The organism is Natrialba sp. PRR66, from assembly GCF_034808065.1.
In the GTDB taxonomy this organism is placed as follows: Archaea; Halobacteriota; Halobacteria; order Halobacteriales; family Natrialbaceae; genus Natrialba; species Natrialba aegyptia.
Window position 1 is genome coordinate 1 of the sequence record NZ_JAXHGN010000186.1, and the last position, 254, is coordinate 254.

General features: G+C 67.3%; 1 pseudogene. It reads left to right on the plus strand.

The features are described 5' to 3' along the window. Positions 1 to 71 precede the first annotated feature (71 nt). A pseudogene (locus tag SM755_RS23935) lies at positions 72 to 254 on the plus strand (arsenic-transporting ATPase); the annotation flags it as partial.

Below are 254 nucleotides of genomic sequence, written 5' to 3' on the forward strand. Positions count from 1 at the left end.
CGTACGTGTCGGCTATCGAACATCGGCCGTGGACCGGGAAGTACACAAGTCCGAGTGGCGAACGGCCGCGTATGAGTGACATCGACGTCTCGCCGGTCGACGAGGTCGCGGACGAGGACGTCGCGGAGGAGGACGGAAACGGTGACGGGTCGTCGAGCATCGACGTGGACGTCGTCGAGGACGCCGGCGACGAGCCGGTAACGGAGACGACGGACGACGTGGCGCTCGACGGCGTCGACGCCCCGGAGTACGTG